General features: G+C 72.5%; 15 protein-coding genes and 1 pseudogene. 7 read left to right on the top strand and 9 right to left on the bottom strand.

Annotation, left to right across the window (positions count from 1 at the left end; all coding sequences use genetic code 11):
• Nucleotides 1–186 (bottom strand): annotated as a pseudogene (locus HW130_RS19735) (glutamine--fructose-6-phosphate aminotransferase); the annotation flags it as partial.
• A 54-nt stretch (nucleotides 187–240) separates the two neighbouring features.
• Nucleotides 241–519, bottom strand: a complete 279-nt coding sequence (locus HW130_RS19730; protein ID WP_177150947.1) for a hypothetical protein — start codon at nucleotides 517–519, stop codon at nucleotides 241–243.
• Between the two features lie 267 nt (nucleotides 520–786).
• Here HW130_RS19730 and HW130_RS19725 point away from each other — a divergent pair, with 267 nt between their 5' ends.
• Nucleotides 787–2403, top strand: coding sequence for a beta-N-acetylhexosaminidase (locus tag HW130_RS19725; RefSeq protein WP_309140488.1), 1617 nt, complete (start codon nucleotides 787–789; stop codon nucleotides 2401–2403).
• 97 nt (nucleotides 2404–2500) lie between these two features.
• Here the strand turns inward: HW130_RS19725 and HW130_RS19720 are convergent, their stop codons facing one another.
• From HW130_RS19720 to HW130_RS19695, 6 genes are all read right to left on the bottom strand, one after another.
• Nucleotides 2501–3373: a siderophore-interacting protein gene (locus tag HW130_RS19720; protein ID WP_177150945.1), complete on the bottom strand. Its 873-nt coding sequence runs from the start codon at nucleotides 3371–3373 to the stop codon at nucleotides 2501–2503.
• Between the two features lie 2 nt (nucleotides 3374–3375).
• Entirely contained in the window at nucleotides 3376–4413 is a 1038-nt protein-coding gene (locus tag HW130_RS19715; RefSeq protein WP_177150944.1) for an ABC transporter substrate-binding protein, read from the bottom strand.
• 204 nt (nucleotides 4414–4617) lie between these two features.
• Nucleotides 4618–5778 (bottom strand): acyl-CoA dehydrogenase family protein, encoded by a 1161-nt coding sequence (locus HW130_RS19710; protein ID WP_177150943.1) that lies wholly within the window; start codon nucleotides 5776–5778, stop codon nucleotides 4618–4620.
• A gap of 7 nt (nucleotides 5779–5785) precedes the next feature.
• A complete protein-coding gene (locus HW130_RS19705; protein ID WP_177150942.1) occupies nucleotides 5786–6730 on the bottom strand; it encodes a hydroxymethylglutaryl-CoA lyase in 945 nt (314 codons plus the stop codon).
• The gene (locus HW130_RS19700) at nucleotides 6727–8688 is read right to left on the bottom strand and encodes an acetyl-CoA carboxylase biotin carboxylase subunit (RefSeq protein ID WP_375256554.1); all 1962 of its coding nucleotides are present in this window, start codon (nucleotides 8686–8688) and stop codon (nucleotides 6727–6729) included. The genes HW130_RS19705 and HW130_RS19700 overlap by 4 nt, the downstream gene beginning before the upstream one ends.
• 13 nt (nucleotides 8689–8701) lie before the next feature.
• Nucleotides 8702–10318 (bottom strand): carboxyl transferase domain-containing protein, encoded by a 1617-nt coding sequence (locus HW130_RS19695; RefSeq protein ID WP_177150941.1) that lies wholly within the window; start codon nucleotides 10316–10318, stop codon nucleotides 8702–8704.
• An 88-nt stretch (nucleotides 10319–10406) separates the two neighbouring features.
• Here HW130_RS19695 and HW130_RS19690 point away from each other — a divergent pair, with 88 nt between their 5' ends.
• Both HW130_RS19690 and HW130_RS19685 read left to right on the top strand, forming a co-directional pair.
• Nucleotides 10407–11000 carry a TetR/AcrR family transcriptional regulator gene (locus tag HW130_RS19690; protein ID WP_177150940.1) on the top strand — a complete coding sequence of 198 codons (594 nt, stop codon included), beginning with the start codon at nucleotides 10407–10409 and terminating at the stop codon, nucleotides 10998–11000.
• Between the two features lie 116 nt (nucleotides 11001–11116).
• Nucleotides 11117–11905, top strand: a complete 789-nt coding sequence (locus tag HW130_RS19685) for a phosphatase (protein WP_177150939.1) — start codon at nucleotides 11117–11119, stop codon at nucleotides 11903–11905.
• A 98-nt stretch (nucleotides 11906–12003) separates the two neighbouring features.
• Here HW130_RS19685 and HW130_RS19680 read toward each other — a convergent pair whose 3' ends face one another.
• Entirely contained in the window at nucleotides 12004–12294 is a 291-nt protein-coding gene (locus HW130_RS19680) for a hypothetical protein (protein WP_177150938.1), read from the bottom strand.
• A 227-nt stretch (nucleotides 12295–12521) separates the two neighbouring features.
• On the opposite strand from HW130_RS19680, the gene HW130_RS19675 reads away from it, so the two are divergent.
• The 4 genes from HW130_RS19675 (at nucleotide 12522) to HW130_RS19660 (ending at nucleotide 15362) form a co-directional block, all read left to right on the top strand.
• On the top strand, nucleotides 12522–13184 hold the full coding sequence (locus tag HW130_RS19675; RefSeq protein WP_256356186.1) for a response regulator transcription factor: 663 nt from the start codon (nucleotides 12522–12524) through the stop codon (nucleotides 13182–13184).
• A 224-nt stretch (nucleotides 13185–13408) separates the two neighbouring features.
• Nucleotides 13409–14464: a histidine kinase gene (locus tag HW130_RS19670; protein ID WP_177150937.1), complete on the top strand. Its 1056-nt coding sequence runs from the start codon at nucleotides 13409–13411 to the stop codon at nucleotides 14462–14464.
• 173 nt (nucleotides 14465–14637) lie between these two features.
• On the top strand, nucleotides 14638–15024 hold the full coding sequence (locus tag HW130_RS19665; protein ID WP_177150936.1) for a type II toxin-antitoxin system RelE/ParE family toxin: 387 nt from the start codon (nucleotides 14638–14640) through the stop codon (nucleotides 15022–15024).
• Nucleotides 15021–15362 (top strand): helix-turn-helix domain-containing protein, encoded by a 342-nt coding sequence (locus HW130_RS19660; protein ID WP_177150935.1) that lies wholly within the window; start codon nucleotides 15021–15023, stop codon nucleotides 15360–15362. Before HW130_RS19665 ends, HW130_RS19660 begins: the two co-directional genes overlap by 4 nt.
• Nucleotides 15363–15385: the final 23 nt, after the last annotated feature.

The raw sequence follows: 15385 nt of genomic DNA, 5'->3' as shown, positions 1-15385 counted from the left end.
CTTGGGGACGCGGGCCTCCAGGTCGCGGACGCGGCCCTTGGCCTTCACCATCTTCAGGGCGGCGGCCTTGGGGCTGTTGATCACCACGCCCGCCGAGTCGTACCCCCGGTACTCCAGCCGCTGCAGACCCTCCAGCAGCAGCGGAGCCACGTCACGCCTGCCGATGTAACCGACAATTCCGCACATAAAGTCTTGCCCCTCCGTAGATCAGATGTGTGCCCGGTGCGAACGACCGGCCGGTCAGCCGTAGACCATGCGGCGCAGCTGGCGGAGCGAGAGCTCCGGCGGCGCCACGGCGCGGTGCGGCAGCTCGGCCGCGATGCGCTCGAAGATCTCGGCGTTCACGGCGCCACCGGACTGAAGCTCACGGTGGCGGCGGCGAACGAATTCCTCGGTCGTCTCGTCGAAGTACGCCAGCACGTCGAGCACCACCCGGACCGCCTCACCGCGCTGGAGCGCGGTGCTGCGCACCAGATGGTCGACGAGGTCGTCGTGGGACGACGGGCGGTGTTCGAGCACCCGTAGATATTGAGGGGTGGAGGAGCGGCTTTGCAAGAATCCTGCCCGATTCCGGGCAGAGTGCCCCTTCGTCGGTGTGATGCGGGTCGTCTCGATGCCGAACACCCGGCCCCACCGTTCTGATGATTTCTGGCGGGGGAAGGGATTCTTTGTCCGCTCGGGAGGAGTAAGTGGTCTACACCTTGACCGCAGTTGAGGCACGAGGTACGCATGGTGACAGTTCGGTTGCTCTGCGCACAGTCGAGAACCCCATCGAAGGGACCCCCTGTGAGTCAGCCCAGACCGATTCCGCGACTGCTCGGTTCGCTGTTGCTTCTCGCGGCGGCCACCTTGTCGGGCGTCGCGGCCTCCGGGCTCGCGGCCACGCCCGCCGAGGCCGCCGAGCCCGCCGTCCGCCCGCTCGGCCAGACCGTCCCCGTCCCCGCCTCCGTCGAGCCGGGCGGCACGCCCTTCACGCTCACCGCCCGGACCGTCATCCGCACCGACGGCTCCGCCGCGGCACGCGCCGTCGGCGACCGGCTCGCCGAGGTGCTGCGCCCCTCCACCGGCTACGCCCTGCCCGTCACCGACCGTCCCTCGACCGGCGCCATCAGGCTGCGGCTGAGCGGCGGGGACACCACGCTCGGTGAGGAGGGCTACCGGCTCCAGTCCTCGCGCGGCTCGCTCACCATCACCGCCCACCGCCCCGCGGGCCTCTTCCGCGGCGTGCAGACCCTCCGCCAGCTGCTGCCCTCGCGGGTGGAGAAGGACACCCGCCAGCCGGGTCCCTGGCAGGTCGCGGGCGGCACCGTCACCGACAGCCCGCGCTTCGCCCACCGCGGCGCCATGCTCGACGTCTCACGGCACTTCCTCACCGTCGACCAGGTCAAGCGCTACATCGACAACATCTCCCTGTACAAGATCAACAAGCTGCACCTGCACCTCTCCGACGACCAGGGCTGGCGCATCGCCATCGACTCCTGGCCCCGCCTGGCCACCTACGGCGGCTCCACCCAGGTCGGCGGCGGCCCGGGCGGCTACTACACCAAGGCCCAGTACAAGGAGATCCTGCGGTACGCGGCGGACCGCTACATCGAGGTCGTGCCGGAGATCGACATGCCCGGCCACACGAACGCCGCCCTCGCCTCGTACGCCGAGCTCAACTGCGACGGCGTCGCGCCGCCGCTCTACACGGGCACGGCCGTCGGGTTCAGCTCCCTGTGCGTGCCCAAGGCCCTTACGTACGACTTCGTAGACGACGTCATCCGGGAGCTCGCCGCGATCACGCCCGGGAAGTACCTCCACATCGGCGGCGACGAGGCCCACTCCACGAGCCACGCGGACTACGTGACGTTCATGAACCGGGTGCAGCCGATCGTCGCGAAGTACGGCAAGACCGTCATCGGCTGGCACCAGCTGACCGGCGCCACCCCGGCCGAGGGGGCTCTCGCCCAGTACTGGGGCCTGGACGGCACCAGTGCGGCGGAGAAGGCGCAGGTCGCCAGGGCCGCGCAGAACGGCACCCGGCTGATCCTGTCGCCCGCCGACCGGATCTACCTCGACATGAAGTACAACAAGGACGCCGAGCTGGGCCTGTCCTGGGCCGGGTACGTCGAGGTCCGGCGCTCGTACGACTGGGACCCGGGCACGTATCTGCCGGGCGCCCCCGCGAGTGCGATCGCGGGCGTCGAGGCGCCGCTGTGGACGGAGACGATCTCCACGAACGCGCACATCGACCACATGGCGTTCCCGCGCCTGCCCGGTGTGGCCGAGCTCGGCTGGTCGCCCGCGGCGACGCACGACTGGGAGGACTACCGGCTCCGGCTCGCGGCGCAGGGGCCGCGGATGGAGGCACTCGGGATCGACTACTACCGCTCGGCGCAGGTTCCCTGGCCGGCGGAGTAACGGACAGAAAGGGAGAGGCGGGCGCCTGTCGTGGGGGTATCCCCCACGACAGGCGCCCGCCCGGTCTGTCCGGGCCGAAGTGCCGCGCCCTCGGGGCCTACGCGGAATCGGCCTGCTCGCGCAGGCCGTCCTCGCTCAGGCCCTGCTTCCAGTAGCCGACGAACGTCACGCGCCGGCGGTCCATGTGACGGTCGTTCACCAGATGGCGGCGCAGCGCCTTGACGCTGCCCGACTCTCCCCCTACGCCCTGCGGGCGTGGGGGACCCCCAGCGATCCACGCGTACGGCGTGCCCTCGGGCAACTCGGCGGCGGCCACGGCCTCCCGGGCGGGCGGAGCGTTCTCCTCCCGCACCAGCCAGCTGACGTCGGCGTCCGCTTCGGTGGTGAGCGGTATCCGGTCGCCTGCGTGCGGGACCTCCAGCCACACCTTGGCCTTCATGCCCCTGGGCAGCCATTCGAGGATCGCCGCGGCGGCGGGCAGCGCCGTCTCGTCGCCCCACACGAGCACCCAGTCGGTGTCCTCGGGCGGGCGGCAGCGCACCGCCGTGTTGTCCGCGACGGCCGGTCCGAGCACCATCACCCGGTGGCCGGGCTCGGCCGCGAGCGCCCAGCGGCACGCCGGGCCGCCGTCCTCGTGGACGGCGAAGTCGATGTCGACCTCGCCGGCGTCCGCGCGCTGCTCCCGGACGGTGTACGAGCGCATCACGGCCCGTACGTCGTCGGGCAGCGCCCGCCATGCGGCGAAGACCGCGCTGCCGTCGCCCGCGTCGACGGGGACGACAGGGGCGTCCTGGCCGGGGTGGGGGAGGAAGAGCGAGAGGGACTGGTCGCGGCCGCCGGCCGCGAAACCGTCGAGACTGCCGTCGGCTCCGGTGAAGGTGACCCGGACGAACGACGAGCCGAGCCGCCGGGTTCGTGCGACCTCCAGGCCGAAGAAACGGAAAGGGGCGGACTCGGCCTGCGCCGTCATCGTCAGGAGACCTTCTTGGCGTTCTCGATGGCCTTGGCCAGGTCCTCGAGGATCGGCGCGCACTTGGCGTACGAGTAGACGGGCTCGGTGACGCGCGGGATGACCTGACCGGCCTTGACGGCGGGGAGCTTCGCCCAGGTCGGCTTGGACGTGTCGAGGTCCGCGGGCTGCAGCGTGCCGGTGCGGTTGTCCATCATGATGATGTCCGCCTCGTACGTGGCGGCGTTCTCCCAGCTGAGCTCCTCGAACCAGCCGGTCGCGTCGAGCTTCGACGGCGTGATGATGTCGACGCCCAGCTCCTTGAAGTACTTGAGGTCGGTGGGGCGGTCAGGCGTCGAGACGTAGAACAGGTCGGCGCTGCCGGAGCCGATGAGCACCTTGATGCCGGGGTTGGCCTTCGCCGCCCGGCGCAGCCGCTCGGCGGCCTTCTCGAAGCGGGCCTTGGCGTCGGTGACCTTCTGCGACGTCAGGTCCGCGCCGAGGGACTCGGCCAGCTGGGCGCGGCGGGCGAGCGCGGCGGGCATGTTGACCCCGGCTGCCCACAGGGCCACGCTCGGGGCCAGCTTGAGGATCTTGTCCTTCGACTGGTCCGGTACGTACCAGAGGGCGTTCTTGTCCCACATGTCGGTGACGAGCAGTTCGGGCGCGAGGGCCGCGTACTTCTCGACGTTGAACTCGCCCCAGACGTTGCCCAGGATCTCGACCTTGCTGATGTCCAGGTCGCCGGCCTGGACGTCGGGCTTGCCCTCCGGTGTCCTGGTCGGGCCGAAAACGCCCTTGACCTGGATTCCGTAGTCGTACAGCGCGGCCGCGGTGCCGGTGAAGGCGACGACGTTCCTGGGGACGGCCTTCGTCTCGGCGGTGGTGCCGCGGTCGTCCTCGAAGGACCAGGGGCCCGCGTTCTTCGCGGAGTCCTTGCCCGAGCCGCTGCTCGTGGCGTCGCCCTTGCCGCAGGCGGCGAGTGCGACGCCGAGCCCGAGGGCGCCGCCGGCGGCGAGGACGCCGCGGCGGGTGAGGCGAGGTGCGCGGGCGTTGGGCATGATGGTGTCCGCTTTCGTACGTGCCGATTCGGCCACTGGGCCAGGTTCGAAGGTAGGTTAGCCTAACCTCACTTCGTGTCCAGAGGTCCCCTCCTCGTACGGCATCGGGCGAGGCGTGATCCCGGGCACCCGACGGACCGGCGGCCGATACGCGAACGCGCGCGGCCCGCCGTCCGGCAGATCGCGCGCGCTCGACGCGGCGGGTCAGCCGCCGAGGCCCAACTCCCGGGCGATCAGCATCCGCTGGACCTCGCTCGTGCCCTCGCCGATCTCCAGGATCTTGGAGTCGCGCCACATCCGGGCGACCGGGTACTCGTTCATGAAGCCGTAGCCGCCGTGGATCTGGGTCGCCTCACGGGCGTTGTCCACCGCCACCGTCGACGAGTACAGCTTGGCGAGCGCCGCCTCCTTCTTGAACGGCTCGCCCAGCACCAGCCGGGACGCCGCGTCGCGCCAGCCGACCCGCGCCATGTGCGCGCGCATCTCCATGTCGGCGATCTTGAACTGGATGGCCTGGTTGTCGCCGATCGGCCGCCCGAAGGCGTGACGTTCCTTCGCGTACTTCACCGACTCGTCGACACAGCCCTGCGCGAGACCCGTCGCCAGCGCCGAGATGGCGATGCGGCCCTCGTCGAGGATGCGCAGGAACTGGGCGTAGCCCCGGCCCTCCTCGCCCAGCAGGTTGGAGAGCGGGACGCGGACGTCCGAGAACGACAGCTCGCGGGTGTCCGATGCGTTCCACCCCACCTTGGAGTAGGGGGCGGCCACCGTGAAGCCCGGCGTGCCGGACGGGACGATGATGGACGAGATCTCCGGACGGCCGTCGGGCTTGCGGCCCGTCACGGCCGTCACCGTCACCAGGCCCGTGATGTCCGTGCCGGAGTTGGTGATGAAGCACTTGGAGCCGTTGACGACCCACTCGTCGCCGTCGCGCACGGCCGTCGTCCGGGTGCCGCCCGCGTCCGAACCGCACTCCGGCTCGGTCAGACCGAACGCGCCCAGCAGTTCGCCCGAGCACAGCCTCGGCAGCCACTCCCGCTTCTGCTCCTCGGTGCCGAAGCGGTAGACCGGCATGGCGCCCAGCGAGACGCCGGCCTCCAGGGTGATGGCCACGGACGAGTCGACGCGGGCCAGCTCCTCCAGGGCGATGCCGAGGGCGAGGTAGTCACCGCCCATGCCGCCGTACTCCTCGGGGAACGGCAGCCCGAACAGGCCCATGCGGCCCATCTCGCGGACGATCTCGTAGGGGAACTCGTGGCGCTCGTAGAAGTCGCCGATCTTGGGCGCTATCACGTCGTGCGCGAACTCCTCGACCGTGCGGCGGAGTTCCTCGTGCTCGGCGGAGAGCCGGTGGTCCAGGGACATCAGGGAGTCACTCCTTGTGGGAGAGGGCGCGGACGGTACGGGACGGGCTGGGACGGCCCAGCTGTTCGGCCATCCACACGCTGGTGGCGGTGAGCCGGCCGAGGTCGACCCCGGTCTCGATGCCGAGGCCGTCGAGCATCCACACGAGGTCTTCGGTGGCGAGGTTTCCGGTGGCGCTCTTCGCGTACGGGCAGCCGCCGAGGCCGCCCGCCGAGGCGTCCACCGTGGTCACTCCGCACTCGAGCGCGGAGAGGGTGTTGGCGAGGGCCTGGCCGTAGGTGTCGTGGAAGTGCACCGCGATCCTGGTGCTCGGCACGCCCTTGTCGTTCAGCGCGGTGAGCAGCGCGCGCACGTGGCCGGCGGTGGCCACGCCGATGGTGTCGCCGAGGCTGAGCTCGTCGCAGCCCATGTCGATCAGGCGCCGGGACACCGCGACGACCTGGTCGACCGGGACCGGGCCCTCCCACGGGTCGCCGAAGCACATCGACAGATAGCCGCGCACCCGCAGGCCGTGCTCGACGGCCCTGGTGACGACCGGCTCGAACATGGCCAGCGCCTCGTCGACCGTGCGGTTGAGATTGGCCTTGGCGAACGACTCCGTGGCGCTGGCGAACACGGCGATCTCGCGGGCGCCGAGGCCCAGGGCCCGGTCCAGGCCGCGGTCGTTCGGCACGAGGACGGGCAGCCGCACCCCGGGGAGGTCGGCGACCATCGGGAACAGCTGCTCCGCGTCGGCCAGTTGGGGCACCCACGTGGGACGGACGAAGCTCGTCGCCTCCACGGTGGTGAGCCCGGCGCCGGCCAGCCGGCGGATGAACTCCGCCTTGACCTCGACCGGAACCACCGACTTCTCGTTCTGCAGGCCGTCGCGGGGGCCGACCTCGTGGATGCGCACCTGCGGCGGCAGGCCGGGGGCCCGCACCGTCATCGGCAGTCCTTCGGTGCCGGTCATGCCCGCGCCTCCTCGTCGGTCTCGTCCGGGGTGACCACGGCGAGCACCTGGTCCATGGCGACGGTCGAGCCCGCGGTGACGTCGAGCTCGGTGACCGTGCCCGCGTGCGGGGCGGAGATGACGTGCTCCATCTTCATCGCCTCCACCACCAGCAGGCTCTGACCGGCCGCCACCACGTCGCCCACCGCCACCTTGACGACGGTGACGGTGCCGGGCATCGGCGCGGCCAGGGTGTCCGCGCCGCTGTGCGCGGTCCCGCTGAGGGCCGCCTGGACGGGGTCGTGGTCCAGCACGTGCCAGGAGTCGCCGTCCCGGCCGAGCCAGTCGCCCGCGCGGTGGAAGGTGTGCGTGACGCCGTGCACCTCGACGGCGACCGTGTCCCTTTCGACCCGGGGCGCCGCCTGGCGCCTCACGGTGTGGGTGACGGGGTCGAGTCCCGGCACGCGCAGCGAGAAGGCGAGCGGGGCCGCCTCGCCGCCCATCCGCCAGCCGCTCGGCACCGAGAACGGGTCCGTCCAGCCTCCCGTCGCCGGGGGCGCCAGCTCGGCGGCCCGCACGGCCGCCGCCGCCTCGTACACCTCGTCCGGCACCCCATCGGGAACGAGCGCGTCCGCCTCCCGCTCGACCAGACCCGTGTCCATCTCGCCGGAGACGACCGCCGGATGGGCGAGCAGCCGGCGCAGGAACCCGGCGTTGGTCGGGACGCCGAGCGTCACCGTCTCCGCGAGGGCCGCGCGGAGTTTGCGCAGCGCGGTGGCCCGGTCGGGGCCGTACGCGATGACCTTGGAGAGCATCGGGTCGTAGAGGCTGCCCACCTCCAGGCCCTCGGTCAGGCCGGAATCGGTGCGCACTCCGTCGCCCCGGGGCTCGTGGAGGCGCAGCACCGTGCCGCCGGAGGGCAGGAAGCCGCGCGAGGGGTCCTCGGCGCAGACACGCGCCTCGACGGCGTGGCCCGTGAGGGTGATGTCGTCCTGGGCGAACGGCAGTCGCTCGCCGGCCGCCACCCGCAGCTGCCACTCCACCAGGTCGAGACCCGTGACGAGCTCGGTGACCGGGTGCTCGACCTGGAGGCGGGTGTTCATCTCCATGAAGTAGTACTGCGAAGGGTCGGTGCCCGGGACGATGAACTCCACCGTGCCCGCGCCCCGGTAGCCGCAGGAACGGGCCGCCTGCACGGCCGCCTCGCCCATCGCCGCACGCGTCGCCTCGTCCAGCAGGACGGACGGCGCCTCCTCGATGATCTTCTGGTGGCGGCGCTGGAGCGAGCACTCCCGCTCGCCGAGATGGACCACGTTGCCGTGGCCGTCGGCCAGCACCTGGATCTCGATGTGGCGGGGGCGGTCGATCCAGCGCTCGACGAGCAGTGTGTCGTCGCCGAACGAGGCGCGCGCCTCGCGCCGGGCCGCCGCGATCTCGTCGAGCAGCGCCGACTCGACGCGGGTGAGGCGCATGCCCTTGCCGCCGCCGCCCGCCGAGGGCTTGAGCAGCACCGGCATGCCGATCTCACGGGCGGCCGCGGCCAGTTCGTCGTCGGTGAGCCCGCTGCCCGAGGACCCGGGGACGACCGGGACACCGGCCGCCCGCACGGTCTCCTTGGCGCGGATCTTGTCGCCCATCAGCGAGATCGCGGACGGGGGCGGGCCGATGAAGACCAGGCCGGCCTCGGCGCACGCCTGGGCGAAGCCCGCGTTCTCCGCGAGGAAGCCGTAGCCGGGGTGGACGGCCTGGGCGCCGGTGCGCACGGCCGCGTCCAGCAGGCGGTCGATCGAGAGGTAGCTCTCGGCGGCCGGCGCGGGCCCGATGCGCACGGCGGTGTCCGCCTCGCGCACGTGGCGGGCACCGGCGTCCGCGTCGCTGAAGACGGCCACGGAGCGCACGCCGAGGGACCGCAGGGTGCGGATCACGCGTACCGCGATCTCGCCGCGGTTGGCGACCAGAACGGTGTCGAACATCGTCATCGTGGAAGGTCCCTCACATCCGGAAGACGCCGAAGCCGGGCTCACCCAGCGGGGCGTTGGCACACGCGGTCAGGGCCAGACCCAGCACCTGCCGGGTGTCCATCGGGTCGATCACGCCGTCGTCCCACAGGCGGGCCGTCGCGTAGTAGGCGTTGCCCTGCTGTTCGTACTGGGCGCGGATCGGGGCCTTGAAGGACTCCTCCTCCTCGGCGGACCACTCCTCGCCGCGGCCCTCCAGCTGGTCGCGCTTGACCGTGGCCAGCACGGACGCGGCCTGCTCGCCGCCCATCACCGAGATCTTGGCGTTGGGCCACATCCACAGGAAGCGGGGGCCGTACGCCCGGCCGCACATCGAGTAGTTGCCCGCGCCGTACGAACCGCCGACGACCACCGTCAGCTTGGGCACACGCGTGCACGCCACGGCCGTGACCATCTTGGCGCCGTGCTTGGCGATGCCGCCGGCCTCGTAGTCCTTGCCGACCATGAAGCCGGAGATGTTCTGCAGGAAGAGCAGGGGGATGCCGCGCTGGTCGCACAGCTCGATGAAGTGGGCGCCCTTCTGGGCGGACTCGGCGAACAGGATGCCGTTGTTGGCGACGATGCCGACCGGGTGGCCGTGGATCCGGGCGAAGCCGGTGACCAGCGTCTGCCCGAACTCCGACTTGAACTCGGCGAACCGGGAGCCGTCGGTGATCCGGGCGATCACCTCGCGGACGTCGTAGGGCGTGCGCGAGTCGACCGGGACCGCGCCGTACAGCCCGGCCGGGTCGGTCTTGGGCTCCTCGGCGGCCTCGACGGACCACGGGAGCGGCCCGCGCTCGGGCAGGGTCGCCACGATGTTCCGCACGATCCGCAGCGCGTGCGCGTCGTCCTCGGCGAGGTGGTCGGTGACGCCGGAGATCCGCGAGTGGACCTCGCCGCCGCCGAGCTCCTCGGCGGTGACGACCTCGCCGGTGGCGGCCTTCACCAGCGGCGGGCCGCCGAGGAAGATCGTGCCCTGATTGCGCACGATCACGGCCTCGTCGCTCATGGCCGGCACATACGCCCCGCCGGCCGTGCAGGAGCCGAGCACCGCGGCGATCTGGGGGATGCCGGCGCCGGACATGCGCGCCTGGTTGTAGAAGATCCGGCCGAAGTGCTCGCGGTCGGGGAAGACCTCGTCCTGCATCGGCAGGAACGCGCCGCCGGAGTCGACCAGGTACACGCAGGGCAGCCGGTTCTCCAGGGCCACCTCCTGGGCGCGCAGGTGCTTCTTGACCGTCATCGGGTAGTACGTGCCGCCCTTGACGGTGGCGTCATTGGCCACGACGACGACCTCGCGGCCGCTGACCCGGCCGATCCCGGCGATCACCCCGGCCGCCGGCGCCTGCCCGTCGTACATCCCCTCCGCGGCGAGGGGAGCGAGCTCCAGGAACGGCGAGCCGGGGTCGAGAAGGGTGTCCACGCGGTCGCGCGGAAGCAGCTTCCCGCGCGCTGTGTGGCGGGCGCGCGCCTTCTCGCCGCCGCCGAGGCGGGCCGCCGCCAGGCGTGAGCGCAGACCGTCGGCGAGCTCCTGGTGTGCCGCCTCGTTGGCCTGCCAGGCCTCGGACGCCGGGTCCGCGGCGCTCGCCAGCACTGGTGCCTGCTGCATTGCTCGAGCTCCCTTGCTCGGTTAATGAGCGTTAACGTGTTTCCTCAAGGTTAACGACCGCTAACAGCCCTGTCTAGAATGAATTCCCATGAGCACCAGGACCTCGGCCCCGACGCGCCGCGAGCAGATCCTCAAGGAGGCCGCGCGCCTCTTCGCCGAGCGCGGCTTCCACGGCGTGGGCGTCGACGAGATAGGGGCCGCGGTGGGTATCAGCGGACCCGGTCTCTACCGCCACTTCCCCGGCAAGGACGCGATGCTCGCGGAGCTGCTCGTGGGCATCAGCGAACGGCTCCTGAGCGGTGGCCGGCTGCGGGTCGAGGAGGCGTCGGCGGGCCCGGACGCGGTCCTGGAGTCCCTGATCGACGGCCACATCGACTTCGCGCTCGACGACCGCCCGCTGATCACTCTGCACGACCGCGAGCTGGACCGCCTGCGGGACAGCGACCGCAAGCTGGTCCGCCAGCTGCAGCGCCAGTACGTGGAGCTGTGGGTGACGGTGGTGCGCGAGCTGCACCCGGCCGTGGCGGAGTCGGAGGCGCGGGCCGCCGTGCACGCGGTGTTCGGCCTGCTCAACTCGACCCCCCACCTCGGTGCGAACGGGGGAGGCCCGCTCGGCCGCGCGGCCACCGAGTCGCTCCTGCGTCGGCTGGCGCACGGGGCGTTCGCGTCCCTGGGCGGCTGAGGGACCTTCTCCTGGCGGCCGGCCGAAGGCCGCAGGCGCCCGTCGCCCGGACGGGCGCCACGTCCGCAGGACAAGACGGTGCGTACGCTCCGCGCACCCCACGGCACAATGGGCTCATGCCGATACCCAGCCGCGCCGCTCTGGTCGACCACCTCGTCCGCTCACGTATCGCCGGAGACGTCGCCACCCCCCGCGACAACAACCTCTCCCACTACCGCAGGCTCGCCAACGGCGACCGGCACTACTGGCTGGGGCTGGAGCTCGGCGACCGCTGGAGCGACGAGCAGGACGTGCTGGCCGTCATGGCCGAGCGGTGCGGCGTCAACGACGACCCCGAGCACCGGCAGGGCCAGGACACCATCGACCCCGAGCTGACCGTCGACGCCCTGGAGCGCATGGCCGCGCGCCTGCGCAAGGCCGCAGACGCGCAGGAGCGCGTGCTGTTCGCGACCGGGCACCCCGGCGGCCTGCTGGACGTGCACCGGCAGACCGCGGAGGCGCTGCGAGCCGCCGGATGCGAGATCGTACGGATCCCGGGCGGGCTGATGGCCGACGAGGGCATGGTCTTCCAGTTCGCCGATGTCGCCGTGCTGGAGCGGGGCGCCACCCTGTGGCACACCCACTCGCCCGCGCCGATGGCCGCGATCCTCGACGGTCTCGCGCGCGAGGGCCGGCCGCTGCCCGACCTGGTGGTGGCCGACCACGGCTGGGCGGGCTGCGCGGGCCAGCGCGGCATCGACGCCGTCGGCTACGCGGACTGCAACGACCCGGCCCTGTTCATCGGCGAGGCCGAGGGCACGCTCCAGGTGACGGTCCCGCTGGACGACCACGTGACCGACCCGCGCTTCTACGACCCGATGACGGCGTACCTGCTGGACGCGGCCGGGCTCGGACCGGCCGCGTGACGCCCAGTGCCTCACCGGGCACGATGTCGAAGGGCCCCACCGTTCGCGGTGGGGCCCTTCGACGTTCCGGCCCTCGCGCTCACGGGGCCCGCCCGGCCTCAGTCGCGCCAGGTGCCGCGCACGACGCCGTACGCGCCGCCCAGCAGCATGACCATCAGCGCGCCCCGCACCGCGAGCCCGAGAGCGTGACGGACCCCGCCGGTGAGACCGGCGGACCAGTCACGGAGGACCATCAGGAGCACCACCGCGCCCAGGATGAGCGTGCCCCCGCCGACGGTCCACAGCGCCCGTGCGGCGGGAGACGCCGTCGCCCATCCGGTGGTCCCGGCCGCGTCGTACGACGGTTCGTCGTACGACGGTTCCTCCTCGGCCGGCGGCTGAGCGCTCACGGTGTCCGTTCCCTTTGACGGTCCCGGCGCGCTGCCCGGGCAGGCATGGTCCCGGGGGGTGGTCGGCCCCCGGGGATCCGTACCGGGCGCTTGTGGCGCCCCGGGGCAGTGACCGCGAGCCGCCCCGTGCGTGTGGGGCGCACGGGGATGCCCTGCGGGTACTGCCTAGGATCTGCATCCAGACTCCCAGCAGCCGCTGCCGCATCGCTCAGACCCCAGGACGACCTTTGCCCTACGACTTGAGGCCGGTGCGTGTCCTCGTCGTCGACGACGAGGAACTCGTACGCACCGCGCTCCAGCAGGTTCTCGGCTCGGCCGACGGCGTGACCGTCGCCGGGACCTGCGACGGCCCGGACGCCGTCGACGCCGTGCGCGCCCTCGTGCCCGACCTGGTCCTGCTGGACATCGACATGCCGTCCGCGCACGGCTTCGACGTGCTGCGCGCCCTGAAGGCCCTGCCGCGGCCGCCCGCCGTCGCGATGCTCACCGCCCTCGACACCGCGGCCGACGTGGAACGCGCGCTGCGCGAGGGGGCGTCGGGCTTCCTGCTCAAGACCACCGAGCCGCGGCTGTTCACCGAGGCGGTGCGGCTTCTCGCGGCCGGCGGGGTGGTCTGCACACCGTCCGGCAGCGCCGAGGCGCTCTCCCGGTACGCGGCCGCGGCCCCGGCGCCCGCCCCCTGCGCGCCCGAGGCCCTCGACCACCTCACGGCCCGCGAACGCGACGTCCTGGCGCTGATCGCGGCCGGCCTGTCCAACGCCGACATCGCGGCCCATCTCGGCATGGGCGTGACGACGGTCAAGACCCACATCGGCGCCCTCAAGCGGAAGCTGTCGGTCGGCAGCCGTGTCGCGCTGGCGACCGTGGTCCACCGGTCGGCCACGCCATGAGCGCGGGCGCGCGGGGGCGGGGGCGCGAGGGGGCGACGCGTCCAGGGACCGACGGGCCGGGACCCGACCGGCTCCGTTCCGGCCGTGCAGGGGCAGGCGGCCGGGGATCGGACCGGGCCGGGGCCCGCCGCCGGGGGCCCGCGCGCCCGCGGCTCCGCCTCCCGCGCCCCGGCCGTCCCCGGCGCGGGCCCGAGCCGGGGACCGTCGCCGTCGAGGCCCTGGTCGTGGCCGCCGCCCTCGCCGAAGCGCTGGCCACCGGGCACTGGCTCCCCGGCTGGGCGGTCTGGGCCGCGCCGGTCGTCGCGTGTGTGCTTCCGCTGCGGCGGCGCTTCCCCCGCGCCTTGATGCTCCTGACCCTGCCGACCCTGGCCACCGGCGTGCTGTGGATCCCGGCGATGGCCGCGCTGCACGCCGTCGCCGCGTCCGAGCGGCGCCGCTGCGAGGTGGTCGCCTCGGCGGCGGCCGTGGCCGTCGTGTCGTTCGTGCCGTGGCAGAACATGGACGACTATGCGTGGTCCCTCCCCGACGTCACCCTCGGGGTCCTGCTCTCGGGGCTGCTGGCCGTCGCTCCCGCCGCCCTGGGCCTCCTCGGCCGGGCCCGCCGGGAACTGGCGGCCCGCCTCGCCGAGTTGGCCCTGTCGCGGGAGCGTGAACGCCTGTACGCCGCCGAACAGGCCGCGCTGCGGGAGCGTGAACGGCTGGCCCGCGACGTGCACGACACCGCGGCCCACCATCTGAGCCTGATCAGCCTGCGGTCGTCGGTGCTCGCCGCGTCCGTGGAGTCCCCCGCCGGCCGGGAGGAGGCGGAGACGCTCGGCGAGCTGGCCCGGCGGGCCGCGGCCGACCTGCGCCGGACGATCCGCCGCCCCAGCCAGGGTCTCGGGCAGCTGCCGGAACTCATCGAGGCGGCAGGCGACGGTGTACGGGCCGAGCTGGACCGGCTGGAGGCGGCCGGCTGCCCGCCGGAGGTCCAGCACGCGGCGTACCGGATCGTGCAGGAGGGACTGGCGAACGTCCGCCGTCACGCGCCGGGGGCCGAGGCCACGGTCTCGGTCCGCCGTACGGACGAGGGCCTGCGCATCGCCGTCCACAACACCCCGCCGGCCGGGCCGCCCCGCCCGGCCCCCGACCGCGGCGGCCAGGGTCTGCCGGGTCTGCGCACCCGCGTGGCGGCGCTGGGCGGCACGCTGTCCGCGTGCCCGACACCCGACGGCGGCTACGCACTCGACGCGCTCCTGCCCCTGCCCGGCCCGTCCGGTCCGCCGGCTCGGGACGCCTGAGAGCGCATCCGCGTCGCCTTCACCGCGCGCACCCCGGCGGCCTGAGCGGCCGGGGGCACTTGAGGAGGGGCCCCTTCCTGTCGGCGGTCAACCGGGAAGTCGGTTTCACTCCGTTGGCGGACTTCCTGCCGCTTCTGCCTGCCATATACTCGACGATATATACGTTCGGCTGTATGGAAGATCCTTATGTCGTCGAGATCGAACCCGAGGTCAGGCTGTGGCTCGCCAACCTTCCGGAGCGCGACTACCTCATCGTCGAGCACCTTGTCGGCCGCCTCGCGTGCAACGCGACGACACTCGGCGAGCCGTACTCACGCCATCTGGGCGACCGACTAAGCGAGTTGCGGTTCGACCTTGGGCACAATCGTGACGCCGTACGGCTTCCTTACCGGCTCGCGCCGGGACGGCGGATCATCCTGCTGACCGTCTTTCGCAAGAGCCGGCAGCGGGAGGCCGCCGAAGTCGAGCGTGCCCAGCGTGCTCAGGCCGTCTGCCAGGCCGAGCACGAACCGGCGCACGAGGAATATATCCGCGTCATCACGGAGGGACGATCCCGATGACAAGCCACGCACATTGGAAACTTGCCCGCGACAAGCGGATCGCGAAGGGCATCAGCGAGGGGCCCGAGGTCGAGCGGCGGCGTGAGGAGATCCGGCTGGCGTTCGACCTCGGGCAGGCCGTCTACGACCGCCGCACCGAGCTCGGGATCTCCCAGACCGAGCTGGCCAAGCGCGCCGACATGACCCAGCCCCAGATCTCCAAGCTGGAACTCGGCGGCACCATGCCGACGTTGCCGCTGCTCGCCCGCCTCGCGCGGGCTCTCGACGCCGCGCTCAGTCTGGAGCTGGACGGCGACACCTCGCGCGTGGCGTTCCACGCACACACGCCCGCTGCCTGAGCAGCGGGCGTGTGAGTGAGTGC

This window comes from Streptomyces sp. PKU-EA00015 (genome assembly GCF_013387495.1).
GTDB lineage: Bacteria > Actinomycetota > Actinomycetes > Streptomycetales > Streptomycetaceae > Streptomyces.
Note: the sequence above shows the minus strand (reverse complement) of the source record. Positions and strands in the feature narration are given on the sequence as shown.